We start from the raw sequence: 26,999 nt of genomic DNA, 5'->3' as shown, positions 1-26,999 counted from the left end.
GTAACGCTTTGTTGGCCTCAGCTCTGGAACACCAGCTGGTCGCCCTCCGCCTCCACGTGGATGACATCGCCCGGCGCGAAGCGCCCGGCCAGCAGGTCCTGGGCCAGCGGATTCTCGAGTCGGGCCTGGATCGCCCGCTTGAGAGGACGGGCGCCGTAGACCGGGTCGAAGCCCACCACGGCCAGCTGCGCCAGCGCCGCGTCGCTGACCTCAAGGGCGAGATCGTGCTCGGCGAGCCGCGCCCTCAGGCGGTCGAGCTGGATCTCGGCGATGGACTGGATCTGCGCCTGGCCGAGGGCATGGAAGACCACCACCTCGTCGATGCGGTTGATCAGCTCGGGGCGGAAATGGCTGCCTACCACCTCCATCACCATCTCCTTCATCTGCGCATAGTCGGCGTCATCGCCGCCCAGGCGCTGGATGATCTCGGAGCCCAGGTTGGAGGTCATCACGATGACGGTGTTGCGGAAGTCCACGGTGCGGCCCTGGCCGTCGGTGAGGCGGCCATCCTCCAGCACCTGCAGCAGGATATTGAAGACATCCGGGTGGGCCTTCTCCACCTCGTCGAGCAGCAGCACCGAGTAGGGCTTGCGGCGCACCGCCTCGGTCAGGTAGCCGCCCTCCTCGTAGCCCACATAGCCGGGGGGCGCCCCGATCAGCCGCGCCACCGAGTGCTTCTCCATGAACTCCGACATGTCGATGCGTACCATGGCCTCCTCGGTATCGAAGAGGAAATGGGCCAGCGCCTTGCACAGTTCGGTCTTGCCCACGCCGGTGGGGCCGAGGAACAGGAAGGAGCCGTTGGGACGATTGGGGTCGGCGAGTCCGGCCCGGGAGCGACGCACGGCGTTGGCCACCGCGGCCACCGCCTCCTCCTGGCCGATCACCCGCTGGTGCAGCGCCTCCTCCATGCGCAGCAGCTTGTCGCGCTCGCCCTCGAGCATCTTGGCCACCGGGATCCCGGTCCAGCGGGAGACCACCTCGGCGATCTCCTCCTCGGTGACGTTGGAGCGCAGCAGCTTGTGTCCGGAGGTATCGGCTTCCGCCTCGCTGGATTCGGCGATCTTCTTCTCCAGCGCCGGGATCACGCCGTACTGCAGCTCCGACATGCGGGCGAGGTCGCCCTGGCGGCGCGCCTGTTCCAGATCGATGCGGGCGCGCTCGAGCTCCTCCTTGAACTGCCCCGCCCCCTGGATGCTGGCCTTCTCGGCCTTCCAGATCTCGTCCAGGTCGGCATACTCGCGCTCCAGCTCGTGGATCTGCTCCTCGAGGCTCTCAAGGCGCTTCCTGGAGGCTTCGTCGGTCTCCTTCTTGAGGTGCTCGCGCTCCATCTTCAGCTGGATCAGGCGGCGGTCCAGGCGGTCCATCTCCTCCGGCTTGGAGTCGAGCTCCATGCGGATCCGCGAGGAGGCCTCGTCGATCAGGTCGATGGCCTTGTCGGGCAGCTGGCGGTCGGTGATATAGCGAGTGGAGAGCTTGGCCGCGGCGATGATGGCACCGTCGGTGATATCCACCTTGTGGTGCACCTCGTAGCGCTCCTTGAGGCCGCGCAGGATCGCCACGGTGTCCTCCTCGCTGGGCTCATCCACCAGCACCTTCTGGAAGCGGCGCTCGAGGGCGGCGTCCTTCTCGATGTACTGGCGATACTCGTCCAGGGTGGTGGCGCCCACGCAGTGCAGCTCCCCCCGGGCCAGAGCCGGCTTGAGCATGTTGCCGGCGTCCATGGCGCCTTCGGCCTTGCCGGCGCCGACCATGGTATGCAGCTCGTCGATGAAGAGGATCACCCGGCCCTCCTCCTGGGCCAGCTCCTTGAGCACCGACTTCAGGCGCTCCTCGAACTCGCCGCGGAACTTGGCGCCGGCCAGCAGGGCGCCCATGTCCAGGGAGAGCACGCGCTTCTCCTTGAGGCCTTCGGGCACCTCGCCGTTAATGATGCGCTGGGCCAGCCCCTCGACGATGGCGGTCTTGCCCACACCGGGCTCGCCGATCAGCACCGGGTTGTTCTTGGTGCGCCGCTGCAGCACCTGGATAGTGCGGCGGATCTCATCGTCGCGGCCGATCACCGGGTCGAGCTTGCCGCTGGCGGCCCGCTCGGTGAGATCCAGGGTGTACTTCTCCAGGGCCTCGCGCTGATCCTCGGCGTTGGGGTCATCGACCCTCGCCCCGCCGCGCACGCCGGCAATGGCGCTCTCCAGGGTCTGGCGGGAGAGCCCGGCCTGGGTCATCAGCTTGCTCACCGCATGGCCCATCTCCAGCGCGGCCAGCAGCACCAGCTCGCTGGCGATGAACTGATCGCCGCGCTTCTGGGCCTCACGGTCCGTCAGGTTGAAGAGCTTGATGAGGTCGCGGGAGGGCTGCACCTCGCCGTCGAAGTGGGCCACCTTCGGCAGGTCATCGAGATGCCCCGCCAGGCCGTCGCGCAGCCGGGCGGCGTCGCCGCCGGCCTTCTGCACCAGCGCCTTGACGCCGGTATCGGTGGCCTCGAGCAGCGCCAGCAGCAGGTGGCCGGGCTCCAGCTGATTGTGGCCGCGGCCCACGGCCAGGGACTGGGCGTCGGCCACGGCGTTCTGCAGCTTGGCAGTGAACTTGTCGAAACGCATGAAACACTTCCTCCATCGGGGTAGCGAGGCGTTCGGACGCCCCGCTCGGCCCTGTCAATTCGTCTTGACACACTCAATGGAGTCAGGCTGGCCCGGTTTCAAGTCGGCCGCCAGGGGAAGCGCCTGGGAAGCTGACAAGGGTCAAGGCCGTAAGCCGGTAAGCCGTAAGCCAGGGCGTAAACACCAGGACTTTCGACAAGGGTTTCTTATAGCTTAAAGCTTACAGCTCCCCGAAGGGGCTAGCGCAGCCAGATCACGCTGGCCATGCGTCCGGTGCGGCCGCTGTCGCGGCGGTGGGAGTAGAAGCGCGGCTCGCAGGCGGTGCAGAAGTGGCCGCCGCTGATATGGGCGACGCCGAGCCGCTCCAGGCGCAGGCGCGCCAGGCGATAGAGATCGGCCATATAGTGGCCGAGGCGATAGGGGCTGGGGTCGAAGGCGTCGGCCGCCTCGGGGTGGACGCCGACGAAGGCCTGCTGCACCTCGGGTCCCACCTCGAACTGGGCGTTGGAGATCGCCGGCCCGAGCCAGGCAAGCTGCTCCTCCGGCGGCACGCCCAGCGCCGCCACGGTCGCCTCGAGCACGCCGCCGGCCAGGCCGCGCCAGCCGGCATGGGCCACCGCCACCCGGGTCCCGCGAAGGTCGCTGAAGAAGACCGGCAGGCAGTCGGCGGTCATCACCACGCAGGCATAGTCGTGGTTCAGCGCCACCGCCGCGTCGGCCTCCGGTGGCGTGGCCTCGAAGTGCTGCTGCACCCGCGCCCCGTGCACCTGGTTGAGCCACAGCAGCGGTCGCTCGCCGTCGACCTGCTTTTCCAGCAGCCGCCGACAGAGCGCCACGTGATCGGGGTTGTCGCCCACGTGCTCCGCCGGGTTGAAGCAGGCGAACTCCCCCTGGCTGGGGCCGGTCTCGCGGGTGGTCACGAAGGCCCCCACGGAGGTGGGCGCCGGCCAGTCGGGCAGGATCAGGGTCGGGCGCAGGTCGGGAGCGTCGCTCATGTCAGGGTCCTCGGCGCAGTCGCTTCAACGCATGGTTTCGTGATCGTCGCGCAGGTAGTCCAGCAGCATCAGCAGGTCATCCGGCAGCGGCGCGCGAAAGGTCACCGTCTCGCCACTGCCGGGATGCACGAAGGCCAGCTTGCGGGCGTGCAGCGCCTGGCGGGGAAACTCGCGCAGGATCTCCTTGAGGGGCTCAGCGGCACCCGGCGGCAGCTTGAGTCGACCGCCATAGACCGGATCGCCGATCAGGGGATAGCGCAGGTGGGCCAGGTGCACGCGGATCTGGTGGGTACGCCCGGTCTCCAGGCGGCAGCGCACATGGGTATGGGCACGAAAGCGCTCCACCACCCGATAGTGGGTCACCGCCGGCTTGCCGGAGGCGGTCACCGCCTGGCGCTTGCGGTCCTTGGGGTGCCGACCGATGGGGGCATTCACGCTGCCGCCGGCCGTCATCACGCCCACGCAGATCGCATCGTACTCCCGCGACACCGTGCGCGCCTGGAGCTGCTCCACCAGGGAGGTCTGGGCGGCCAGGGTCTTGGCCACCACCATCAGGCCGGTGGTGTCCTTGTCGAGGCGATGGACGATGCCGGCTCGCGGCACGCCGGCAAGGGCGGGGCAGTGGTGCAGCAGCGCATTGAGCAGGGTGCCATCGGGATTGCCTGCCGCCGGATGCACCACCAGCCCCGCGGGCTTGTCGATCACCAGCACCTCGTCGTCCTCGTGCACCACCGCCAGGGGGATGTCCTCCGGCTCGAAGCGGGTGTCATCCTCGATCTCGGCGTCGAGGCGCAGCCACTCGCCGCCGTAGACCTTGTCCCTGGGCTTGGCAGGCCGACCGTCCAGGGTCAGCGCCCCGGCCTTGATCCAGGCCTTGAGGCGCTCGCGGGAGTGGTCGGCGAAGAGCTCGGCGGCGGCCTGGTCGAGGCGCAGGCCGGCCATGGCGTCGGGAACGCGTTGCTGGGCTTCCAGGGTCTGTGGCATGGGTGCGGGGCGGCCTGTCAGCAGGAGAGTGGGTCAGAGCAGCGCGCGGTGACTGCGTTTTGCCGCGCAGTGCTTTATAGTGAGCGGGTTTCGGTCGATTCTACCACGGCCAGTCCGCGTTGTTTGCCACGAGGATCACGATGCGCGTATTCCGCCCTACCGCCCGACTTGCGGCCCTGCTGGTGGCCTCCAGCCTGCTGGTGGGCTGTGCCAGCAGCGGCTCCAGCGAAGAAGAACAGGACGAGTTCGCCGGCGTTGCCGAACGCGAGCTCTATGAAGAGGCACGCGGCTCCCTGGAGCGCCGCAACTTTACCGCGGCCATCACTCGGCTGGAGGCGCTGGACACCCGCTTCCCCTTCGGCAGCCACGCCGAGCAGGTGCAGCTGGAGCTGATCTACGCCCACTATGAACTCGGCGACTGGGAGGCCGCCCGCGCCGCCGCCAGCCGCTTCATCCGCCTGCACCCGAGCCACCCCCAGGCCGACTACGCCCTCTACATGCGCGGCCTGGCCTCCTGGCAGGCCGGGCGCTTCAGCCTGGAGCGCCTGAAGCTGATCGACATCTCCCGGCGTGACCTGGGCGCCTCCCGGGACGCCTACACCGACTTCAGCGAACTGGTGCGGCTCTACCCCAACAGCCAGTACGCCCCGGACGCCCAGCAGCGCATCGTCTACCTGCGCAACCTGATGTCCCGCCACGAGCTGCACGTGGCCGACTACTATCTGCGCCGCGGGGCCTACCTGGCCGCCGTTGAGCGTGGCCGCTGGGTGATCGAGAACTATCCGGAGAGCGAGGCGACCCGAGATGCTCTGGCGGTGATGGTCGAGGGCTACCTGGGCCTGGAGATGCGTGATCGCGCCCGTGAGGTGCTGGAAGTGCTGATCGAGAACGACCCGCGCCACGAGCAGCTGCGCGGCCGCACCTTCGAGCCCAGGCACGTGCGTGCCCAGTCGCTCTCGACCTGACAAGCCGTCAGAGACGTTCTCTGCTGCACCAGAAACAAGCCGACGCCGCCCCTAGGGGCGGCGTCGGTACTTTCGAGCTTGGTTGCTTGAGCTCAGTCGCCGGGCTGCCAGCCGTTGACGATGGGGTAGCGGCGGTCGCGGCCGAAGCCGCGGCGGGTCACCCTGACCCCCACCGGCGCCTGGCGGCGCTTGTACTCGCAGCGGTCCACCAGCCGCACCACCCGGTAGACGTCGTCGCGGTCGAAACCGGCCTCGATGATCGCCTCGGCGCTCATGTCCCCCTCGATATAGCGCACCAGGATGGCATCGAGCACGTCGTAGTCGGGCAGGGAGTCGCTGTCCTGCTGGCCGGGGGCGAGCTCCGCGGTGGGCGGGCGCTCGATGACCCGCTCGGGGATCGCCGGCGACTGGGTGTTGCGCCAGCGGGCCAGGCGGTAGACCCAGGTCTTGTAGACGTCCTTCAGGGCGTTGTAGCCGCCCACCATGTCGCCGTAGAGGGTGGCGTAGCCCACCGCCATCTCGCTCTTGTTGCCGGTGGTCAGCACCATCAGGCCCTTCTTGTTGGAGATCGCCATCAGCAGCACGCCGCGACAGCGCGACTGCAGGTTCTCCTCGGTGGTATCGCGCTCGGTGCCCTCGAAGACCCCGGAGAGGGTTCCCATGAAGGCCTCCACCATGGGCTCGATGGGCAGCACCTCATAGTGGACGCCGAGCAGGTCGGCCTGCTCGGCGGCGTCCTGCTTCGAGATATCCGCGGTGTAGTGATAGGGCATCATCACCGCCTGCACCCGCTGGGGGCCCAGGGCATCCACGGCGATAGCCAGCGACAGCGCCGAGTCGATCCCGCCGGAGAGCCCCAGCACCACGCCCTCGAAGCCGCTCTTGTTGACGTAGTCGCGAAGCCCCGTGACCAGCGCGCAGTAGAGGTTCTCCTCGGGCTCGACGTCGGGTTCGGTCTCGCCGGGGCGGGGGACCCACCTCCCCTTCTCCTGGACCAGCGCCACCGGCATCAGCCCCACCTGCCAGTGGGGCGCCTGGAGCATCAGCTTTCCTTCGGCATCCACGCAGGCGGAGCCGCCGTCGAAGACCAGCTCGTCCTGGCCGCCGATCATGTTGACGTAGACGATGGGCAGCGCCACCTCGGCGGCCCGCTGCTCGAGCAGGCGCAGCCGTTCGGCGGGCTTGTCCTGGTGGAAGGGGGAGGCGTTGAGGCTGACCAGCAGCTGGGCGCCGGCCTCCCTGGCCTGGCGCGCCGGCGCCTCGTCCCAGAGGTCTTCGCAGATCAGCAGGCCCAGCTTCAGGCCCTTGTGCGTCAGCACCAGCGGCTCGCTGCCGGCGGCGAAATAGCGCTGCTCGTCGAACACTTCGTAGTTGGGCAGCGCCTGCTTGGCATACTCACCCAGCCACTCGCCGTTGTAGAGGGCGCCGGCCAGGTTCCAGAGCTGCCCCTCGCGGCGGCCTGGGTAGCCGACGATCACCAGCACGTCGCGGACCACCTTCTCGGCCATGCGGGTGCGCGCCGCGCGCAGTCGGCTCTCCATGGAGGGGCGCAGCAGCAGGTCTTCCGGCGGATAGCCGGTCAGGAAGAGTTCGGGCAGCACCACGATGTCGGCGCCATGCTCGATGCGCGCCTCGCGCACCGACTCGATGGCGCGTTCGGTATTGCCGGGAATATCCCCCACCAGGGGGTCCAGCTGAGCCATCACCAGCGTCAGGTCTTGCATGGGCTTGGAAATCTCTCGAGAATCGATGAATACACCCATTGTCCCGCAAGGGCCGCCGACTGGCAAAGCCGACCCGCCCTCACCTGGGAGTCCCTACCGGAATGAACCTCTTGATCATCCGCCTGATCATCTTCGCCGTGCTCTTCTTCGCCGGCCTCAAGCTCTACCGTATGTACCGAGAGTGGAAGCTTGACCGCGAGGAGCTGCTGGAAAGTGACGACACCCGCCAGGAAGGCGGCCAGATGGTGCGCTGCAGCTGGTGCAAGGTGCACGTGCCCGAAAGCGACGCCCTGCGCGACCAGGGCGAGTGGTTCTGCTCCAGCGCCCACCTCGACCGCTACCTTCAGGAGCAGAAGGAGCAGGGGCCGGAGGAGAAGGAGTAGCGCCTTCTACAAGCGCCCCGCCAGGGAGTAGGGGGCCGGGTCGAGGATCGGCTCGCGGCCCAGCAGTCGGTCCACCAGCAGTCGCGTCGAGGCCGGCGCCAGCACCAGGCCGTTGCGGTAGTGGCCGGCATTGACGTGCAGGTTGTCGATGCCCGGCACCCCACCGATAAAGGGTACGCCGTCCGGCGAGCCCGGCCGCAGCCCGGCCCAGTGGTGCTCCACCTCGCAGTCGGCCAGGGCCGGGATGATCGCCGTGGCGCTGGCCCAGAGCGACTCACGCGCCCGGGCGTCGGTCGCCTTGTCGAAGCCACACTCCTCCAGGGTCGAGCCGGCCAGCACGCGCCCGTCGGCGCGGGGAATCACGTAGCGGCCGTCCATCAGCACCACCCGCTGTACCAGCCCCGGCGGCGCCTTGAACAGGATCATCTGCCCCTTGACCGGACGCACCGGCAGGGCAACGCCCAGCGTCTCGAGCAGCCCCGCCGCCCAGGCCCCGCCGCAGACGATCACCTGGCCAGCGGCGATCGGCCCGGCGTCCGTCTTTACCGCCAGCGCTCGCCCGCCGGCCACCTCGAAGCCGGTCACCTCGGTCCCCTCCCTCAGGGTCACCTCGGGCATCGCCGCCAGCCTGGCCTGCAGCGCCCGCACCAGGCGCGGGTTGCGGATGCTGCCTAGCGTCGGCATCCACAGCGCCTCCTCGAAGCCCGGCGCCGCCTCGGGTTCCCGGGCATAGAGGAAGTCGCCGCCGACCCGTTCCAGGGGCTTGCCCAGCTCGTCCGCCCATGCCAGCGCCGCATCGGCGTCGTCGACCCTGAGGTAGAGCAGCCCCTCCTGGCGATACTCCGGGTCGATGCCGCTCTCCTCCTTCAGACGCCGGGCCAGCTCCGGGTAGAACCCCTCCGACCAGCGCGACAGCTGCGACACCGCCGGCCCGTAGCGCCAGGGATAGAGCGGCGAGACGATGCCGCCGCCGGCCCAGGAGGACTCCCGGCCGCACAGGCCGCGCTCCACCAGGGTTACCGTATGGCCGGCCTCGGCCAGCTGCAGCGTCGTCATCATGCCGATGACGCCGCCCCCTACCACCACGAACTCGGTTCCTGCCATGCGCTGAACGCCCTCCCCCATGCGTGATTGCCGACCCTCTCGTCCGTCCACCACTCAGCTGACCCCCATATAGCGCCCGGGCTTGTGGTTGAGCGCGATGATCAGGTTGAGGGCCACGGCCCCCAGCACCGAGAGCCCCACACGCTCCACGGGCAGCGTCATCAGCGCCACCAGCATGATGACGCCATCGATGCCGAGCTGCACGTAGCCGGCGCGCCAGCCGTAGCGGTCCTGGAGGTAGAGCACCAGGATATTGACCCCGCCGAGGCTGGAGCGGTGGCGAAACAGGATCAGCATGCCGATGCCGATGAGGGAGCCGCCCATCAGTGCCGCATAGAGGGGATTGAGCCCCTCGAGGGTGACCCAGCGCCCGGTCAGCTCCGAGAAGAGCGACACCAGGGCGATGGTGACGAAGGTGCGCAGGGTGAAGCTCCAGCCCATGCGGCGGATCGCCAGCCAGTAGAAGGGCAGGTTGATCAGGAAGAACCAGACGCCGAAGGCCCAGCCGGTGGCGTACTGCAGCAGGAAGGCCAGGCCCGCGGTGCTGCCGGTGAGCAGCGTGGCCTGGGTGTAGAAGGTGACGCCGAGGGCGACGAAGAGGGTCCCGACCAGCATCGCCATCGCATCCTCGTGAAGGCGGTGGGGGTCGGTGGGCAGTTCCTGAGGGTCCATGGGGCTATCCTTGCGCCTGAGGCTCCGCGTGTTCGACCATCAGCTGGAGGCTCTCGCGCCCCCGCCAGCGATTGCGGTTGAGACGGTAGGCGCAGCGCAGCCGGTCGCCCACCCCGAAGGCCGGCACCTCGCCGGGGGTCAGCGCCCGGAACCAGATCGCCCGGTGGCTTGCCGCTCCCAGGGAGAGCTCCAGCATCAGGTGGGTACCGTCGGCGCCCACCGGCCGCAGCCGCTCGACGATGAAGTCCCCCTGAAAGAGCGGCGCCTCGAACTCGCGGCCGTAGGGACCCAGGGCCTCCAGACTCGCCAGCGTCTCCAGGCTGAGCGCCTCGGGGGCCAGGTCGCCGTCGGTCAGGATCTTCGGATAGAGTTCGGCCCCGCCCAGCTGCTCGCCCACCGCCTGCAGGAAGGCCGCCTTGAAGGCGTCGAGCCGCTCGGCGGGCACGCCGACGCCGGCGGCACCGCGATGCCCCCCGAAGCGAGGCAGCGCCTCGGGGGCCAGCTCGAAGGTGCGCTGCAGGGCGTCACGCAGATGCAGCCCCTCGATGGAGCGTCCGGAGCCGGTGAGCATCCCCGGCGCAGCGGCCGGGGTCAGCACCAGGGCCGGGCGCCCGTAGGCCTGCACCAGCCGCGAGGCCACGATGCCCTGCACGCCGGGGTGGCCGCTCTCCAGAAAGACCACCACGGCGGGCGCGTCGGCGACCAGGGACGGCATGGCCAGGGCCTTGGCCTCCTCGGCCATGTCGGCCTCGATCGCCTTGCGCGACTGGTTATCCTGATCCAGCACGTCCAGATAGCGGCTCGCCACATGATCCTGCTCGGCGAGCATAAAGTGCAGCGCCGCATAGGGGTCGTCGAGCCGCGAGCGGGCGTTGATCCGCGGCCCCATCTGGAAGCCCAGGGTCTCGGCGTCGAAGGGCACGCTATCGGCGCCCAGGCGCTCGGCCATGGCCCGCCAGCAGGCGGCCTCCATACGGTTGATCAGCGCCAGGCCGTGGGTGACCACGGCGCGGTTGGCGGGGCTGCCGCCCAGGGAGACGCAGTCCGCCACCGTGCCCAGGGCCACATAGGAGAGCCAGGGCGAGAGCTTGGGCGTCGCCTCGGGCAGCGCGCCCCACTCGATCAGCACCGAACGACTCAGGGACATGACCAGCCAGGCCACCATGCAGCCGGCGATGGTGGGGTCGGGGTAGTCGCAGTCGTCCCGAGTGGGGTTGACCACGGCGTGGGCCGAGGGCGGCGGCCCCTCCACCGGCAGGGCGTGGTGGTCGCTGACCACCACCTCGATGCCCTCTGCGGCCAGCCGCGCGATGCGCGGCTCATCGCTGCTTCCGCAGTCGGCGGTGATCACCAGGGTCGGGCGCGGCGACAGCGCCAGGGTGCGCTCCACCAGCGGCAGGCTGATGCCGTAGCCGTCGTGGATGCGGTGGCCGATCAGGCTGTGGAGCTTCGCCTCCGGCACGCCGAAGAGCTCCACCAGGGTGCGCCGAATCACCACGTGGGAAGTGATGCCGTCCACATCGTAGTCGGTGAGGATGCCGATATGCTCACCGTCGACCACCGCCTGGGCGATGCGCTCCGCGGCGCGGCGGCCGTCGGCGAGCCGCTCGGGATGGGCCAGATGGCGCAGGCTGGGCCTCACCAGGGGAGCGAGCTCGCCCGTGAAGCCTTTCAGGCGCCCGGCCAGCACCCGCGCCTGGAGCTCGGAGAGCCCCTCGCGCTGGGCGCGGGCGTAGAGGGCAGCGTCCCGAGGCCGCGGCAGGATGCGCGGCCTCAGGCGCTCATTCAGGTCGATGGGGTCGCTTGCGGCGTTCAAGACGCCCTCCACTAGCGGCGATTCTCGACCACGAACTGCTGCACCGCGGCGAGCTCGGCGGGCAGCACGGTGTAGCGCTCCTCGCGTTCCAGCAGGTCGTCCATGTGCGGCGGCAGCGGCACGCCCGGGAAGCCCGCCTTGACCACCGCCTCGGCGAACTTGGCCGGGTGGGCGGTGGCCAGGGTGATCATCGGCACGCTCGCCTCGCCCCGCTCGCGCTCGGCGGCGCGGTAGCCGGTGGCGGTGTGGGGGTCGAGGATCTCCTGGGTGCGGTGGTGCGCCTCGCGGATCACCTCGAGGATGGTGGCGTCATCCACGCTGTGGCTGGCGAAGCGCTCGCGCAGCTGGGCCAGGGGCGCGTCCGCCAGGGCGGTGGGCTCGGCCTGGAAGCGCTCCAGCAGCGCCGCCACGGCGGCGCCGTCGCGGTCATAGGCCTCGAACAGCAGCCGCTCGAAGTTGGAGGAGACCACGATATCCATGGAGGGCGCCAGGGTCGCCTTGAGCTCCTGCTTGGAGAAGTCGTTGGCGGCCAGGGTGCGGTGCAGGATGTCGTTGGCGTTGGTGGCGATCACGAAGCGCTCCACCGGCAGCCCCATGCGGTAGGCCATGTAGCCGGCGAAGACGTTGCCGAAGTTGGCCGAGGGGACGCAGAAGCTCACCTTGCGGTGCGGCGCACCCAGGGCCACGGCGGAGGCCACGTAGTAGACGATCTGGGCCATGATGCGCGCCCAGTTGATGGAGTTCACCGCCACCAGCCGGGTGCCGTTCAGGAAGGACTGGTCGGCGAAGCTCGCCTTGACCATGGCCTGGGCGTCGTCGAAGTTGCCCTCGATGGCGACGTTGAAGACGTTGTCGGCCAGCACCGAGGTCATCTGGCGGCGCTGCACCTCCGACACCCGCTGGTAGGGGTGGAGGATGAAGATATCGAGGTTGTCGCAGTGGCGGCACCCCTCGATGGCCGCGGAACCGGTGTCCCCGGAGGTAGCCCCCATGATCACCGCCCGCTCGCCGCGCTTCTTCAGGAAGTGGTCGAGCAGGCGCCCCAGCAGCTGCAGGGCCACGTCCTTGAAGGCGAGCGTGGGGCCGTGGAAGAGCTCGAGCAGGAAGTGGTTGGCGTCGAGCTGGTTGAGCGGCACCACGGCGTCATGGCTGAAGGTGGCATAGGCTTCTGTCACCAGACGACGGAAGGTTTCGTCATCGATCTCGCCGTTGACGAAGGGCCGCATCACCCGAAAGGCGATCTCGGCATAGGAGAGACCCGCCATCTCGGTCAGGTCGTCGGCCGAGAGCTGGGGAATGGTCTCCGGCACATAGAGACCGCCGTCGCTGGCCATGCCGGTGAGCACGACCTCCTCGAAGGAGAGCGCGGGCGCCTGCCCGCGGGTGCTGATGTAGCGCATGGCTTACTCCTGCTCGTCCAGTGATTCCACGCGGATCCGGGTCACCGGCCCGGCGATGTCGGCCATGGCCTCGATCTGACGGATCGCCTCGTTCATCTGCTTCTCGACGGTGCGGTGGGTCATCAGGATGATCGGCACCAGCTCGCCCTCGGTGGCCTCCTTCTGGATCAGCGCCTCGATGGAGATGCCCTGCTCGGAGAGGATGGTGGCCACCCGGGCCAGCACGCCGGGGCGGTCCACCGCCAGCAGCCGCAGGTAGTAGGCGGAGTGAATCTCTTCCATGGGCATGATCGGCAGCTGGCTGACGTCCTCGCTGATGCCGCTGAAGGCCAGGTAGGGCACCCGGTAGTGGTGGTCGGTGGCGATATCGCGGGCCACGTCGAGGATATCGGCCACCACCGAGGAGGCGGTGGGCTCGGCGCCGGCGCCGGCGCCGTAGTAGAGGGTCGGGCCCACGGCGTCGCCCATCACGGCGATGGCGTTCTTGACGCCGTGCACATTGGCCAGCAGCCGCTCCTTGGGAATCAGGGTCGGGTGCACCCGCAGCTCGAGGCCGAGATCGGTGCGCTTGGAGATCCCCAGGTGCTTGATCACATAGCCCAGGTTGTCGGCCTGCTCCACGTCCTCGGCGGTGATCCGGGAGATGCCCTCGGTGTAGGCCTTCTCGAACTGCAGCGGCACCCCGTAGGCGATGGAGGCCAGGATGGTGAGCTTGTGGGCGGCGTCGATGCCCTCGACGTCGAAGGTGGGGTCGGCCTCGGCGTAGCCCAGCGCCTGGGCCTCGGCCAGCACGTCCTCGAAGGCGCGCCCCTCATCCCGCATATGGGTCAGGATGTAGTTGCCGGTGCCGTTGATGATGCCGGCCACCCACTCGATGCGGTTGGCGCCGAGGCCCTCGCGCAGGGACTTGATCACCGGGATGCCGCCGGCCACGGCGGCCTCGAAGGCGACAATCACGCCCTTGGCGTGGGCCGCCTCGAAGATCTCGTTGCCGTGCACCGCGATCAGCGCCTTGTTGGCGGTGACCACGTGCTTGCCGTGCTCGATGGCGGTCAGCACCAGCTCCCGGGCCACGTCATAGCCGCCGATCAGCTCCACCAGCACGTCCACGTCGGGGTTGGTGGCCACCTCGAAGACATCGGCGGTGGTCTTGAGGCCGGTGAGGTCGCACTCGGGGTTGGGAGTGCGATAGGCGACCTGCTCGATGACGATGGGCCGGCCCGCACGCCGCGCAATATCATCGGCGTTACGCGTCAGCACGTTGAAGGTACCGCCGCCGACGGTACCCAGCCCACAGATTCCTACTCTCACCGGTTTCAATGTCTCGCTCCTGCTCGCGTGTCGGGTTGTGTCTCAGCGTGGCGGCCTGCCTGCGGGCAGGCCAGGCCCCGGCTCGTCGGCCGGGGCTATGATGTCGTGGCTCGGGAGCCGTCAGCCATCGAGGCCGAGCTCAGCCGTCGAGGCCGAGCATGGCGGCCAGGCGCTCGGCCGGCACGTAGCCAGGCACCAGGCGGCCATCGGGCAGCACGATGGCCGGCGTACCCTGCACCCCGAGCTCCAGCCCCAGATGATACTGTGACTCGACCGGATTGTCGCAGTTGGCGCTGCCGGAAAGCGTCTCCTGCCGCTTGGCGGCGCTCATCGCCTCGGCGGCATTGTCGGCGCACCAGATCTGCTGCATGCTCCGCGCGCCCTGGGCGTTCATGCCGGTGCGCGGGAAGGCCAGGTAGTGCACCTCGATGCCCAGCTCGTTGAGGCGAGGCACCTCCTCGTGGAGCTGGCGGCAGTAGGGGCAGGTGGGGTCGGTGAAGACCAGCACCTCGGCGCGGCTCTCGCCGGCGCCGCGGAAGATCACCCGCTCGCTCTCGGGAACCTCGGCCAGGCGCTCGGCCCGCTCGCCGTTGCGCCCCTGCTCGGTGAGATTCACCAGCCCGCCGGAGGCATTCTCGTAGAGGTCACCGACCAGAAAATATTCACCCTCGGCATCGCTGTAGAAGCGCTCGCCGGTGGCCAGGCGCACCTCGAAGAAGCCCTCCAGCGGCGTGGCGCGCACGCCCTCCACCGGCATCGGCTGCCCGTTCACCGCCAGGCGCTCGGCCAGGCGCTCGGCCGCCGCCTCCCGGGAGTCGGCCTGGGCCAGCAGGGGAGTGGCAAGGGTCACAGCCAGCAGGCCGCTCAGCAGCATCCCAAACGAATTCTTCATGTGTCTCTTCAACCTCGCGGGTGATGGTCGGCGTGCAGACGCTCCAGTCGCGCCTGCGCCACATGGGTATAGATCTGCGTGGTCGACAGGTCACTGTGGCCCAGCAGCAGCTGTACGACACGCAGGTTGGCCCCATGATTCAACAGATGGGTGGCAAAGGCGTGGCGCAGCGTATGGGGCGACAGCGGCCGCTCGATACCCGCCGTGCGCGCATGGGCCTTGATGCGATACCAGAAGGTCTGGCGCGTCATGGCCCGGTCGTGGCGGCCCGGAAACAGCGCCGGTCGCGTCGCATCGCGCATCAGGCCGCCCCGGGCGCCACCCAGGTAGCGTGTCAGCCACTCTACCGCCTCCTCCCCCAGGGGCACCAGGCGATCCTTGTCGCCCTTGCCGCGCACCCGCACCACCCCCTGGCGCAGGTTGACCGCCTCCACGCTCAGCCCCACCAGCTCCGAGACCCGCAGCCCCGTGGCGTAGAGCAGCTCCAGCATGGCCCGGTCGCGCAGCCCCAGTGCCGTGGTCACGTCGGGTGCGACGATCAGCCGCTCCACCTCGTGCTCCTCCAGGGTGTTGGGCAGGCTCGGCCGCACCCGCGGCAGCCGCACCTCGGCCAGGGGGTCCCGAGCGAGAGTCCCGGACTCCAGGCACCAGCGATAGAAGCGTCGAAGAGCGGCGAGCAGCCGAGCGTTGCTGGTCAACCGGTACCCCGCCTCGCGGCGCTCGTCGAGCCAGGCCGGCAGGGCGTCCGGCGCAGGCGTCAGCAGCGCCTCCCCACGCTCGGCCAGCCGCGCCGACCAGGCGGTGAGGTCGCGACGATAGGCGGCCAGGGTGTGCTCGCTTACCCCCTGCTCCAGCCAGAGGGCATCGAGGAAGGCGTCGATGCGGGCACCGTCGTCGGTCTGGTTCATGGTAGACGCCAGGCAGCAGGCCCCAGATGCGCCGGGACCCCGCCCCGCGCAAGCGGTGACGGGGTCCCGGTGGGCCGGGCCGAGGCCCGACCCGAAAGCGACCGAGGCGTCAGCCTCAGGCCAGCTTTTCCTTGATGCGGGCAGACTTGCCGCTGCGCTCGCGGAGGTAGTAGAGCTTGGCCTGGCGCACGTCACCGCGACGCTTGACGCTGATGGAGTCGACCAGCGGGCTGTAGGTCTGGAAGGTACGCTCGACGCCGACGCCGTGGGAGATCTTGCGCACGGTGAAGGCGGAGTTCAGGCCGCGGTTGCGCTTGCCGATCACCACGCCTTCGAAGGCCTGCAGACGCTCGCGGGTGCCTTCCTTGACCTTGACCTGGACGACCACGGTATCGCCGGGGGCGAAGGCCGGGACTTCCTTGCTCATCTGCTCGGCTTCGAGCGCCTGGATCACCTTGTTCTTGCTGCTCATGACGGATAACTCCTCAAAATGTTGATCCACCGGTCGGCTTGGGATGCCGATGAATCGTGATCCCGGCGCCCGAGCGAGCTCGAGAGCGCGGGAGATGATGGGTGACGCGGGCCGGCGTCTCGACGCCTCCGCACCTCCGCCCTGCCTACCGGGCCGTCAGGGCGCGTTCCTCGAGGTACTCCTCGAGCAGCTTGCGCTGCTCCTTGCTCAACGTCCTGCCTTCCAGCAGGTCGGGACGCCGCTGCCAGGTGCGCCCCAGGGACTGCTTCAGCCGCCAGCGCCGGATGGCGCCGTGATTGCCGCTGAGCAGGACATCCGGCACTCGCCGCCCGTCGATCTCTTCCGGGCGCGTATAGTGCGGGCAGTCCAGCAGCCCGTCGTTGAAGGAGTCCTCGACCGCGGAGTCCTGATGACCCAGCACCCCGGGCACCAGCCTTGCCGCGGCGTCGATCAGCACCATGGCCGGCAGCTCGCCGCCGCTCAGCACATAGTCGCCGATCGACCACTCCTCATCGATGTCGGTCTCCACGACCCGCTCATCGATGCCTTCATAGCGTCCGGCCACCACCACCAGCGGCGGTCCCGACGCCAGCTCCTGCGCGCCGTCCTGGTCGAGCCGTCGCCCCTGGGGCGAGAGGTAGACCACCTTCGGGCGCTGCCCGGTGGCCTGCTCGGCCCGCTCGCGAGCGGCGAAGATAGCGGCACGCAGGGTGTCGACCTTCATCAGCATCCCGGGGCCGCCGCCATAGGGGCGGTCGTCCACGGTGCGGTGCCGGTCGGTGGCGTAGTCGCGGGGGTTCCAGAACTCCAGCGCGATACGGCCTCGCTCCACCGCCCTGCCGGTAACGCCGTGACGGGTGATCGCCTCGAACATCTCCGGGAACAGCGACACGACCCCGATCCACATATCGGCCGCGGGCGCTTCCGCCGCAGCCTGCTCCAGCGCGTCGGGCTCCATCAGAAGTCCGGATCCCAGTCGACGGTCATCACTCCCCCCTCGAGATCCACCTCGAGGATCACCTCCTCGGGGAGGAAGGGCAGCAGACGCTCCCGGGCGTCGATGGCGTCGGCCTCGAGGCTCCCCTTGACCACCATGACGTCGTTGGCGCCGGTCTCGAAGAGGTGGTCGACGCGACCCAGCACGCTGCCTTCGCGCGTTACCACGCGCAGGCCTTCCAGCTGGTGCCAGTAGAGCTCGTCGGCCTCGAGGGCCGGCAGCTCGACCTTGGGCAGCAGGATCTCCGCCCCGGCCAGCGCTTCGGCCGTCTCGCGGCTGGTGCATCCCTCGAGCTGCGCCACCAGGCCCTTGCCATGACGACGCCCCTGCAGCAGACGCCGACGCTCGAGGCTTTCGCCACGGCGCAGCACCCACTCGGGGTAGTCGAGGATGCCCTCCATGGGGCCGGTGTACGAATACACCTTGAGCCAGCCCTTGACACCGTAGGGGCTGGTCAGCTTGCCCAGCACCACATGATCGTCAGCAGGCTGCACGTTGGCGCGTTCGCTCATTGACGACCTCATGATCGCTGATGGTACGGCAAGTCAGGCTCAGGCCTGCTTGCGGGCTTCCTTGACCAGCTCGGCAACGCGGTCGGAGAGCTGGGCGCCCTGGCTCTGCCAGTGGGCAACGCGCTCGAGGTCGACGCGCAGGCGCTCTTCCTGACCGCGAGCGATCGGGTTGAAGAAGCCCAGACGCTCGATGAAGCGGCCGTCGCGGGAGTTGCGGGAATCGGAAACGGTCAGGTGGTAGAAGGGACGCTTCTTGGCGCCACCACGAGCCAGACGAATGGTAACCATGGCCTAGTCAGTCCTTCGGTTGAGTTGGATTCGGTCACGACAGGCGCCGCGAACGCGCGGTCCTGCCAGTGAAGAGGCAGCATTCTACGGAAAACAGCCCCGCTTGGGAACCTTTTTCGGGGTTAGCGCCAGGGCATGCCGCCGGGGCCGCCCATTCCCCCCATGCCGCCGGGGCCACCCGGGCCGCCGCCGCCCATCATGCCGGACATCCCGCGCATCATCTTCTGCATGCCGCCCTTCTTGCCGGCCTTCTTCATCATCTTCTGCATCTGCTTGTGCTGCTTGAGCAGGCGGTTCAGGTCCGGCACCTGCAGGCCGGCACCGGCGGCGATGCGCCGCTTGCGCGAGCCGTTGATGATCTCGGGGCGGCGGCGCTCCTGGGGGGTCATGGAGTTGATCAGCGCCTCGAGCTTGCCCAGCTCCTTCTCCGGGCCGGGGCCCTGGGCCATCTCGGCCATCTGCCCCATGCCGGGCAGCTTGCCGAGCAGGCCACCCATGCCGCCCATCTTCTTGAGCTGCTGGAGCTGGTCGCGGAAGTCCTCGAGGTCGAAGCCCTCCCCCTTCTTGACCTTCTTGGCCAGCTGCTCCGCTTTCTTCTTGTCGACGGTGCGCTCGGCCTCCTCGATCAGCGACAGCATGTCGCCCATGCCGAGGATCCGCGAGGCGATGCGGTCAGGGTGGAAGGGCTCCAGGGCGTCGACCTTCTCGCCCACGCCCATGAACTTGATCGGCTTGCCGGTGATATGGCGCACCGACAGCGCCGCGCCGCCGCGGGCGTCACCGTCGGCCTTGGTGAGGATCACCCCGGTCAGCGGCAGCGCCTCGTGGAAGGCCTTGGCGGTATTGGCGGCGTCCTGGCCGGTCATGGCGTCGACGACGAACAGGGTCTCCTGGGGCGAGACGGCCTGATGCAGCGCCTGGATCTCGGCCATCATCGCCTCGTCGATGGCCAGGCGGCCGGCGGTATCCACCAGCACCACGTCGTGAAACTGGATCCTGGCGTGCTTGATCGCCGCCTCGGCGATGGCGACGGGCTTTTCATCGGAGCGCGACGGGAAGAAGTCGACGCCGACCTCTTTCGCCAGGGTCTCGAGCTGGTCGATGGCCGCCGGACGGTAGACGTCGGCGGAGACCACCAGCACCTTCTTCTTCTCGCGCTCACGCAGGTAGCGCGCCAGCTTGGCCAGGGAGGTGGTCTTGCCCGCCCCCTGCAGGCCCGCCATCAGCACCACCGCCGGCGAACCCTTGAGGGAGAGGCCCTCGTTGGCCTCGCCCATGGTCGCCTCGAGCTCCTGCTGGACGATCTTGACGAACTGCTGGCCCGGCGAGAGGCTCTTGGAGACCTCCTGGCCCACCGCACGCTCGCGCACCCGCTCGATGAAGTCCTTGACCACCGGCAGGGCGACGTCCGCCTCGAGCAGCGCCCGGCGCACCTCGCGCAGGGTGTCCTTGATGTTGTCCTCGGTCAGGCGCGCCTGACCCTTGATGGACTTGAGCGTCTGCGACAGACGCTCGCTGAGATTCTGAAACATTGGCCTCTCCAGTGACGACGGCCCGAAAGTGGAAACGATTATACGCGCTGTGGCCGGCAGTCTCCATGCGACCCGCCCCGGCGGCACGCTGCCGCACCCGAGGCGCACCGCTGTGCGCGGCCGGGGGGATTGGGTATAGTAGGTCCGTCATTTCCAACCGGCGCACGGAACGCAATCGATGCAGGCGCTCGCTCTGGCCACTCTGGCCTTCGTTCTCTATCTGGCCGCCGCTTCCTGGCAGGCCCTGGTGCTGCTGCGCCGGGCCTCTCCGCAGCCGCTGCTGGTCCGCGGCATGGCCACCCTCGGCCTGCTCTGCCAGCTTCCCCTGGCCATCGGCCTGTTCGGCCACGGCGAACCGGTCCTGCCGGGGCTTTCCACCAGCATCATCCTGATCAGCGCCGCCGCGGTGGCGGTCCTGCTGCTGGTCAGCCTGTTCAAACCGATCCTCAACGCCGCCGTGGGCATCCTGCCGCTGGCCGGCCTGGCCCTGGTGCTGGCCGCCGGACTGCCGAGCCCGGAGCGGGTCGACGGCCTGACGCCCGGCATCGCCGTGCACGCCCTGAGCTCGCTGCTGGCCTTCGCCGTGCTGGCCATCGCCGCGATGCAGGCGGTGCTGCTGGGCCTGCAGAACCGCGCCCTTCGCCAGCACCATATCCGCGGCCTGGTCCAGGCGCTGCCGCCCTTGACCACCATGGAGCGCGTGCTCTTCGAACTGATCTGGGCAGGCGTAGGGCTCCTCACCCTGTCGATCCTCAGCGGCTTCCTGTTCCTCGACAGCATGTTCGCCCAGCATCTGGCCCACAAGACCATCCTCTCCCTGGCGGCCTGGGTGATCTTCTCGGTCCTGCTGTTCAGCCACCACCGGCTGGGCTGGCGCGGGATGCGCGCCGTACGCTGGACCCTGGGCGGCTGCGCCGTGCTGCTGATCGCCTACTTCGGCAGCAAGTTCGTGCTGGAGGTCCTGCTGGCCCGCGGCTGAGGCCGCCATCCCCGGCGCCTTGACAGCGCGCGCGCCTCTCCCGTCAAATCGGGCCTGACACGCAACGAGGACCCTTCGACTTGAGCGACGACTTCCCGCTGGGATTGCTGTTCAGCCTGCTCTTCCTGCTCATCTGCCTTTCCGCCTTCTTCTCCAGTTCCGAGACCGGCATGATGTCGATCAACCGCTACCGGTTGAGCCATCAGGCCAACAGCGGAGAGCGCCGCGCCCAGCGCGTCGTACGCCTGCTTGCCCGCCCGGACCGCCTGATCGGCGTGATCCTGATCGGCAACAACTTCATCAACAACCTGGCCGCCTCCATCGCCACCATCATCGCCATCCACTACTTCGGCGAGGTGACCGGCCCCGCGGTGGCCACGGCACTGCTGACCATCACCATCCTGATCTTCGCCGAGGTCACGCCCAAGACCTATGCCGCGGTAACGCCCGAGCGCATCGCCTACCCCGCCTCCCGGGTGCTGGAGCCGCTGCTCAAGCTGCTCTACCCGCTGGTGTGGCTGGTCAACGTCATCTCCAACGGCCTGCTCAGGCTGCTCGGCGTGAAGAGCATCGACGGCAGCGGCGACCACCTGACCCGGGACGAGCTGCGCACCGTGGTGCACGAGGCGGGCACCCTGATTCCCCAGCGCCACCAGGCGATGCTGCTGTCGATCCTCGACCTGGAGAACGTCACCGTGAACGACATCATGGTGCCCCGCCACGAGGTGGTGGGCATCGACCTGGATGACAGCCTGGAAGAGATCCTGACCCAGATCCGCACCAGCCAGCACACCCGGCTGCCGGTCTACAAGGGCGACATCAACAACATCATCGGCATGCTGCACCTGCGCAATGCGGCGCGTTTCCTCTCCCGCAGCGAGGTGACCAAGGCCGCCATCGTCCAGGAGGCGAGGGAGCCCTACTTCATTCCCGAGTCGACCCCGCTGCACACCCAGCTGCTCAACTTCCAGAAGCAGAAGCGGCGCATCGGCATCGTGGTGGACGAGTACGGCGACGTGGAGGGCCTGGTGACCCTGGAGGATATCCTCGAGGAGATCGTCGGCGAGTTCACCACCGACGTGGCGGGCATGGAGCAGGAGATCCACCGCCAGGAGGACGGCAGCCACCTCATCGACGGGACCGCCAATATTCGCGACATCAACAAGACGCTGGGCTGGCAGCTGCCCACCGATGGCCCCAAGACCCTCAACGGGCTGATCCTGGAGCACCTGGAGGCCTTCCCCGACGGCCCCGCCTGCCTGCAGGTAGGCAGCGTGCGCATGGAGATCCTCGAGGTGCGTGACAACCTGATCACCGCCGCGCGCTGCTGGCAGGTGTCGCGGCGGCGCTGACGCTCAGCGCCGCGGCAGCGCCGTGGCCACCGCCGGCTCGGCAAAGCGGTCGGCGTCGGCCTTGAGCTCCCTGACGCGAGACTCCAGCACCTGACGACGAGCCTGCTGCGGGGCAAGCGGCTCACCGAAGTAGAGCGCCACCCGCGCCCGGAAGCGCCGCGGCGGACGGCTGAGCGCCGGCCCGTGACTGTGCGAGGTCCAGGAGCCCCAGAGCCCCGAGAGCCCGGCCGGGATCACCGGCACCGGGTCCCGGGCCAGGATCGACTCGATGCCCCGGCGGAAGGCATGGATATCGCCATCCGGCGTCAGGCGCCCCTCGGGGAAGAGCATCACCACCTCCCCCTCGCGCAGGGCACGGCTTACCTCGTTCAGGGCTCGGCGCACGCTGGCCGGATCACGGCGCTCCGACTCCACCGGAATGGCACCCACCAGCCGAAACAGCCAGTTGAGCCAGGGCGAATCGTAGATGGGCTTGTCCATCAGGAAGCGCAGCGGGCGGCGGCTGGCGCCGCCGATCACCAGGGCATCCATGAAGCTGACGTGATTGCAGACCACCAGCGCGGCCCCGCGGGAGGGAAGGTGTTCGGTACCGCTCAGCCGCAGCCGATAGAGCAGGCGCACCAGCAGGTGCACCAGGCAGCGCACCACCGGACGCGGACGGCGAGCCACCGACCCAATCAGCGCCAGCCCCAGGCCGGCCAGCGCCCCCCACAGCAGCGCGCTCACGTGGCGTCAGGCCTCGCTTCGAGCCCGGCCAGGATGGTGCAGAGCAGCTGGTCGAGGAGCTCGCCCACCTCCAGCTGCTGGCCCTGCCAGTAGCCCAGGCGCTCGTTGAGCCCCAGCAGCACCAGGCCATGGACGCTGCCCCAGAGGGTGCGCCCCAGGCGGCGCGCCTCGAGATCCCCCAGCGCCGGCTGGTACTCCTTGAGCGTCGCCTCCACCCGCAGGAAGAGCCCTTCGATCATATCCGTCTGGCGCTGGTCCAGCTCACCCTCCTGGGCCAGGGGGTAGTCGAACAGCAGCTGCCAGCGGTAGGCGTCGCGCTGTGCAAACTGCCAGTAGGCCCGGGCCAGGGCGCGCAGCCGCTCCTTCGGCGTGGCCTGGCTGGTCAACGGCTCGATCACCTCGCGCAGTCGCGCCAGGGTCTCGATATTGACGTGCTGAAGCAGATTGTTGAAGCTGCCGTAGAGCTTGAGCAGGGTGCTTGGGGCACAGCCCACCTCCCGAGCCAAGGCGCGCAGGGAGAGGGTATGCACCGGATTGTCCTGCAGCCAGGCATCGCAGGCGGCCATCACCTGGGCATGGAGCGCCTCGGGGGCATGCTGTCTGGGACGGGCCATCGATTCCTCACGAGCCTCGAGCGGGCGGTTGCAAAGGCAGGGTCGGCGCAGAGTGGCGCCAATCTGATGCACTAGGATAGCGCAGATCGAACACTGTTTTCGATACCCCTTTCCTCGCCCGCTCCCCTTGGGTACCCTGAGCGACCCACTGCCTGCGCCTGCGGAGCCCCCATGGCCGGACGACTCCATATCGCCCCCATCGACCTGCCGCACCTGCTGCCGGAGCTGGCCATCGACGCCCCCCTGCTGACCAGCCCCAACCTGGCACCGCGGCAGATGCTCTCGGCGATCCGTCTGGAGGCGGGCAGGCCACGGCTGGGCCGGCTGTTCTGGGGGCTGACGCCGCCCTGGCTGGAGGTGCTCGACCACGCCCCCCACTGCGCACGGGCCGAATCCCTTGAGGAGCGCCCGATGTTCCGGGAGGCCTTCCAGGCGCGGCGCTGCCTGGTCCCCGCCAGCGGCATCTACGCCTGGAAGGCACAGCCGCGCTTCAAGCAGCCCTTCCTGATCACCCGGGTCGATCGTGGCCCGCTGCTGCTGGCCGGCCTCTGGTGCCGCTTCCATACCACCCTGGCGCAACACACCGACTCCCTGGCGCTGATCACGGTGCCCACCAGCGCCCTGCTGGCGCCGCTGACCGACCGCCTGCCGGCGGTGATCGCCCCGGACCAGGCACGCCGCTGGCTCGACCCTCAGACGCCCCTGACAGAGGTACGTGCCCTGCTGAAACCGGCACCCGGGGAACTGTTGGGCGCTTTCCCGGTATCAAGACGAGTGAACAACCCCGCGCATCAGGACGCCACCTGCGCCCATCCGGTCGGCCCCATGCTGCGTCAGCCGGAGTGACGCCGATGCGCCTGACCTGGGCCCAGCCCCATCAGGAGAAAGGATGTCCCGCACCCCGATCACACACCGCTGCGGCCTGGTCGCGGCCGCCGGCCTGCTGATGGCCGGCCCCGCCCTGGCCGAGGCACGCCCCGACCCCGTCGCCGAGGTGACCACGCCGCTGGTCAGCCCCCACGACACTCGAGACTATCGGGTGCTGGGCCTGGAGAACGGCCTCACCGTCCTGCTGGTCAGCGACCCCGAGGCCGACAAGGCGGCCGCCTCCATGAACGTCTCGGTGGGCAGCGCCCAGGACCCGGAGGACCTCGCCGGCCTGGCCCACTTCCTGGAGCATATGCTGTTCCTTGGCACCGAGCCCTTCCCGGAGGCCGACGCCTACCAGGGCTACATCTCGCGCCACGGGGGCAGCCACAACGCCTTCACCGCCCCCCAGGACACCAACTACTTCTTCGATATCGACCCGGCCGCCCTGGAAGGGGCCCTGGACCGCTTCAGCCAGTTCTTCATCTCGCCGCTGTTCAACGCCGACCAGCTGGAGAGCGAGCGCAATATCGTCCACTCCGAGTACATGGCGCGTATCCGCGACGACGCCCGCCGCGAGAACGACGTGCTCAACCTGCTGCTCAACCCCGAGAACCCCACCACCGGCTTTTCGGTGGGCAGCCGCGAGACCCTGGCCGACCGCCCGGAGGGCGAACCCAGCCTGCGCGAGCGGGTGATCGATTTCTATGAGCGCCACTACGACGCCAACGTCATGCACCTGGCGCTGATCGGCCCGCAGGACCTGGACGAACTGGAGGCGCTGGTGGCCGAGCGCTTCGCCGCCATCCCCGACCGCGGACTGACAATACCGGAGATCTCCGCGCCCCTGGCGCGGTCCGAGACGCTGCCCCGGCGGGTCGCCCTGCAGTCCGTGCGCGACAGCCGCCAGCTGCGTTTCCTCTTCCCGATCCCCGACCCCATCGCCGAGTATCGCCACAAGCCCGCGGACCTGATCGCCCACCTGCTGGGCCACGAGGGGGACGGCAGCCTGCTGGCGCTGCTGCGCGAGGCGGGCTGGGCCGACGGCCTCTCCGCCGGCGTCTCCCGGGGCGACGGCCAGCACGCCCTGTTCAGCGTGAACGTCAGCCTGACGCCGGATGGCGCCGAGGCCCGCGATGCCATCGAGGCGACCCTCTTCGCCGCCATCGAGCTGATCCGCGACGCAGGGCTGGAGGCGTGGCGCTACGACGAGAAGGCGAGCCTCGCCGAGCAGGAGTTCCGCTTCCAGCAGCACGGCTCCCCGCTGCAGGGCGCCATGCGGCTCGCCATGAACCTCTCGCGCTTCCCGGTGGAGGACGTCCAGTACGCCGCCTACCGCATGGAGGGCTTCGACCGCGAGCGCAGCGAGGCCTACCTCGACGCCCTCGTCCCCGACAACCTGATCCGTCTCTACAGCGCACCGGACGTGGAGGGCGAAGAGAGCTCCCCCTGGTTCCACGCCCCCTGGGCTGAAGACAAGGCTGGGAAGCGGGAAGATCACCACGGCGGCGAGGCCCCCGCGCTCGCCGGCCTGGCCCTGCCGCCGGCCAACCCCTATATCGCCGACGACCTCGAGCTGCTCGACACCCAGGACGAGCGCCCGCGGCGGCTGGTGGAGGAGTCCGCCTTCGACCTCTGGCACATGGCAGACGCCAGCTTCAGCACCCCCAAGGTGGAGTGGCGCTTCAGCCTGCAGAACCCGGGCGCGGCCAGCTCCGCCCGGGACGCCGCCCTGGCCCGCCTGCTCGCCGGCTGGCTGGATGACAGCCTCAACGAGGCCTTCTACCCCGCGCGCCTGGCCGGCCAGCACTTCGAGGCCTACGCCCACGCCCGGGGCATCACGCTCTCCTTTTCCGGCTGGCGGGACCGCCAGGAGCGCATGGTGGAGCGGGTGCTGGAGCAGCTGCAGAGCGGCGAGATCGAGCCCGCCAGCTTCGAGCGGGTGCGCTATCGCCTGCAGCGAGAGTGGCGCAACGCCCCCCAGGCCGCCCTGCACCGCCAGGCCGGCCGCACCCTTGCCGAGGCCCTGGTGCGTCCCCAGTGGCCCAGCGCCGCCCTGCTGGACGCCAGTCGCGAGCTGACCCTGGAGGACCTGCGCGACTTCCGCGACACCCTGCTGGCCGAGCTGCGCCTGGAGGCCATGGCGGTGGGCAACCTCGCGGCCGAGCAGGCCGAGACGCTGGGCAGGCAGGTGGCCGACCGCCTGGCGCCGAGCCTTGCGGCAGCGGCCATTCCAGACCTCACCCCGCTGCGCGCCGACGCCGACCTGCCGAGCCTGACTCCCCACACCAGCCGCGAGGAGTCGGTGGTGCTGCGCTACCTGCAGGGGCCCGACCGGACGCTGGAGAGCCAGGCACGGCTGGCGGTGCTCGGCCAGCTGATCGACACCCCCTTCTATCAGCGCCTGCGCACCGAGGAGCAGCTCGGCTACGTGGTCCACGCCGGCTATTCGCCGATGCTCGACGCGCCGGGGCTGGCCCTGCTGGTGCAGTCACCGGACACCGAAAGCGACGCCATCGAGGCGCGCATCGACGCCTTCCTCGACGACTTCGAGGCCACCCTGGCCGGCCTGGAGGACGAGGCCCTGGCGCCCTATCGCCAGGCGGTCCACGACCGCCTGACCCGGCGCGACACCAGCCTGTCCGGCCGCGCCGGCCGCCTCTGGCAGGCGATGTCCTTCGGTGACGTGGAGTTCGACCGCCGCGAGCGGCTCGCCGAACGGGCCCTGGCGGTCGGCGCCGACGAGCTGCGTGCGCTGTGGCCCGAGCTGCGTCGGGCGGCGGTGGCCAGGGTCGCCTTCGACCCGGGCGCCGAGCCGGACGACGTCCTGGCCCTCGCCCAGCACCTGGAGCCGATGCCGGAAGCCGAGGAGTAGCCCTCGAGGCAGTGCCACAGCCCTCGAGACA

24 protein-coding genes are annotated in these 26,999 nt (G+C 69.2%); 6 read left to right on the top strand and 18 right to left on the bottom strand.

Annotation, left to right across the window (positions count from 1 at the left end; translation table 11 throughout):
* Positions 1–17 precede the first annotated feature (17 nt).
* The 3 genes from clpB to rluD form a co-directional block, all read right to left on the bottom strand.
* Positions 18–2,600, bottom strand: a complete 2,583-nt coding sequence (clpB, locus tag NHL60_RS02260; RefSeq protein WP_253448441.1) for an ATP-dependent chaperone ClpB — start codon at positions 2,598–2,600, stop codon at positions 18–20.
* 239 nt (positions 2,601–2,839) lie between these two features.
* Positions 2,840–3,595 carry a peptidoglycan editing factor PgeF gene (pgeF, locus tag NHL60_RS02255; protein WP_253448438.1) on the bottom strand — a complete coding sequence of 252 codons (756 nt, stop codon included), beginning with the start codon at positions 3,593–3,595 and terminating at the stop codon, positions 2,840–2,842.
* Between the two features lie 24 nt (positions 3,596–3,619).
* Complete coding sequence (gene rluD, locus NHL60_RS02250) at positions 3,620–4,579, bottom strand: 23S rRNA pseudouridine(1911/1915/1917) synthase RluD (RefSeq protein WP_253448435.1); 960 nt, start codon at positions 4,577–4,579, stop codon at positions 3,620–3,622.
* Between the two features lie 140 nt (positions 4,580–4,719).
* Here rluD and NHL60_RS02245 point away from each other — a divergent pair, with 140 nt between their 5' ends.
* Positions 4,720–5,544: an outer membrane protein assembly factor BamD gene (locus NHL60_RS02245; RefSeq protein ID WP_253448432.1), complete on the top strand. Its 825-nt coding sequence runs from the start codon at positions 4,720–4,722 to the stop codon at positions 5,542–5,544.
* Positions 5,545–5,636: 92 nt separating this feature from the next.
* Here the strand turns inward: NHL60_RS02245 and NHL60_RS02240 are convergent, their stop codons facing one another.
* A complete protein-coding gene (locus tag NHL60_RS02240; RefSeq protein WP_253448429.1) occupies positions 5,637–7,268 on the bottom strand; it encodes an NAD+ synthase in 1,632 nt (543 codons plus the stop codon).
* A 101-nt stretch (positions 7,269–7,369) separates the two neighbouring features.
* Between NHL60_RS02240 and NHL60_RS02235 the strand changes: the two genes are divergently transcribed.
* A complete protein-coding gene (locus NHL60_RS02235; RefSeq protein WP_253448426.1) occupies positions 7,370–7,651 on the top strand; it encodes a PP0621 family protein in 282 nt (93 codons plus the stop codon).
* A gap of 6 nt (positions 7,652–7,657) precedes the next feature.
* Here NHL60_RS02235 and thiO read toward each other — a convergent pair whose 3' ends face one another.
* From thiO to ffh, 12 genes are all read right to left on the bottom strand, one after another.
* Entirely contained in the window at positions 7,658–8,755 is a 1,098-nt protein-coding gene (thiO, locus tag NHL60_RS02230; protein ID WP_253448424.1) for a glycine oxidase ThiO, read from the bottom strand.
* Between the two features lie 54 nt (positions 8,756–8,809).
* Entirely contained in the window at positions 8,810–9,427 is a 618-nt protein-coding gene (locus tag NHL60_RS02225) for a YitT family protein (protein WP_253448422.1), read from the bottom strand.
* 4 nt (positions 9,428–9,431) lie between these two features.
* On the bottom strand, positions 9,432–11,243 hold the full coding sequence (locus NHL60_RS02220; RefSeq protein WP_253448420.1) for a DHH family phosphoesterase: 1,812 nt from the start codon (positions 11,241–11,243) through the stop codon (positions 9,432–9,434).
* Positions 11,244–11,254: 11 nt separating this feature from the next.
* Positions 11,255–12,643, bottom strand: a complete 1,389-nt coding sequence (gene thrC, locus NHL60_RS02215; protein ID WP_253448417.1) for a threonine synthase — start codon at positions 12,641–12,643, stop codon at positions 11,255–11,257.
* Between the two features lie 3 nt (positions 12,644–12,646).
* Positions 12,647–13,963: a homoserine dehydrogenase gene (locus NHL60_RS02210; RefSeq protein WP_253448414.1), complete on the bottom strand. Its 1,317-nt coding sequence runs from the start codon at positions 13,961–13,963 to the stop codon at positions 12,647–12,649.
* Between the two features lie 130 nt (positions 13,964–14,093).
* On the bottom strand, positions 14,094–14,846 hold the full coding sequence (locus tag NHL60_RS02205) for a DsbC family protein (RefSeq protein WP_253448411.1): 753 nt from the start codon (positions 14,844–14,846) through the stop codon (positions 14,094–14,096).
* A gap of 8 nt (positions 14,847–14,854) precedes the next feature.
* Entirely contained in the window at positions 14,855–15,754 is a 900-nt protein-coding gene (xerD, locus tag NHL60_RS02200; protein WP_253448408.1) for a site-specific tyrosine recombinase XerD, read from the bottom strand.
* Between the two features lie 115 nt (positions 15,755–15,869).
* Entirely contained in the window at positions 15,870–16,226 is a 357-nt protein-coding gene (gene rplS / locus NHL60_RS02195; RefSeq protein ID WP_253448403.1) for a 50S ribosomal protein L19, read from the bottom strand.
* Between the two features lie 145 nt (positions 16,227–16,371).
* Complete coding sequence (trmD, locus tag NHL60_RS02190; protein WP_253451947.1) at positions 16,372–17,133, bottom strand: tRNA (guanosine(37)-N1)-methyltransferase TrmD; 762 nt, start codon at positions 17,131–17,133, stop codon at positions 16,372–16,374.
* A 50-nt stretch (positions 17,134–17,183) separates the two neighbouring features.
* Positions 17,184–17,735, bottom strand: coding sequence for a ribosome maturation factor RimM (rimM, locus tag NHL60_RS02185; protein ID WP_253448400.1), 552 nt, complete (start codon positions 17,733–17,735; stop codon positions 17,184–17,186).
* Positions 17,736–17,774: 39 nt separating this feature from the next.
* Positions 17,775–18,023 carry a 30S ribosomal protein S16 gene (gene rpsP / locus NHL60_RS02180; protein ID WP_253448397.1) on the bottom strand — a complete coding sequence of 83 codons (249 nt, stop codon included), beginning with the start codon at positions 18,021–18,023 and terminating at the stop codon, positions 17,775–17,777.
* A 122-nt stretch (positions 18,024–18,145) separates the two neighbouring features.
* On the bottom strand, positions 18,146–19,555 hold the full coding sequence (gene ffh, locus NHL60_RS02175; RefSeq protein ID WP_253448394.1) for a signal recognition particle protein: 1,410 nt from the start codon (positions 19,553–19,555) through the stop codon (positions 18,146–18,148).
* A gap of 178 nt (positions 19,556–19,733) precedes the next feature.
* On the opposite strand from ffh, the gene NHL60_RS02170 reads away from it, so the two are divergent.
* The gene (locus NHL60_RS02170; RefSeq protein WP_253448391.1) at positions 19,734–20,534 is read left to right on the top strand and encodes an inner membrane protein YpjD; all 801 of its coding nucleotides are present in this window, start codon (positions 19,734–19,736) and stop codon (positions 20,532–20,534) included.
* Positions 20,535–20,614: 80 nt separating this feature from the next.
* Entirely contained in the window at positions 20,615–21,886 is a 1,272-nt protein-coding gene (locus NHL60_RS02165; RefSeq protein WP_253448388.1) for an HlyC/CorC family transporter, read from the top strand.
* A 3-nt stretch (positions 21,887–21,889) separates the two neighbouring features.
* Here NHL60_RS02165 and NHL60_RS02160 read toward each other — a convergent pair whose 3' ends face one another.
* Together NHL60_RS02160 and NHL60_RS02155 are read right to left on the bottom strand one after the other, a co-directional pair.
* Positions 21,890–22,612, bottom strand: coding sequence for a 1-acyl-sn-glycerol-3-phosphate acyltransferase (locus tag NHL60_RS02160; protein WP_253448386.1), 723 nt, complete (start codon positions 22,610–22,612; stop codon positions 21,890–21,892).
* Positions 22,609–23,226, bottom strand: coding sequence for a TetR/AcrR family transcriptional regulator (locus NHL60_RS02155; protein WP_253448383.1), 618 nt, complete (start codon positions 23,224–23,226; stop codon positions 22,609–22,611). The genes NHL60_RS02160 and NHL60_RS02155 overlap by 4 nt, the downstream gene beginning before the upstream one ends.
* A gap of 171 nt (positions 23,227–23,397) precedes the next feature.
* Between NHL60_RS02155 and NHL60_RS02150 the strand changes: the two genes are divergently transcribed.
* Together NHL60_RS02150 and NHL60_RS02145 are read left to right on the top strand one after the other, a co-directional pair.
* On the top strand, positions 23,398–24,072 hold the full coding sequence (locus NHL60_RS02150; protein WP_253448380.1) for an SOS response-associated peptidase: 675 nt from the start codon (positions 23,398–23,400) through the stop codon (positions 24,070–24,072).
* A gap of 100 nt (positions 24,073–24,172) precedes the next feature.
* On the top strand, positions 24,173–26,968 hold the full coding sequence (locus tag NHL60_RS02145) for an insulinase family protein (protein WP_253451944.1): 2,796 nt from the start codon (positions 24,173–24,175) through the stop codon (positions 26,966–26,968).
* The last annotated feature ends 31 nt before the right edge of the window (positions 26,969–26,999 follow it).

Source organism: Halomonas sp. Y3 (assembly GCF_024137965.1).
GTDB lineage: Bacteria > Pseudomonadota > Gammaproteobacteria > Pseudomonadales > Halomonadaceae > Halomonas > Halomonas mongoliensis.
Note: the sequence above shows the minus strand (reverse complement) of the source record. Positions and strands in the feature narration are given on the sequence as shown.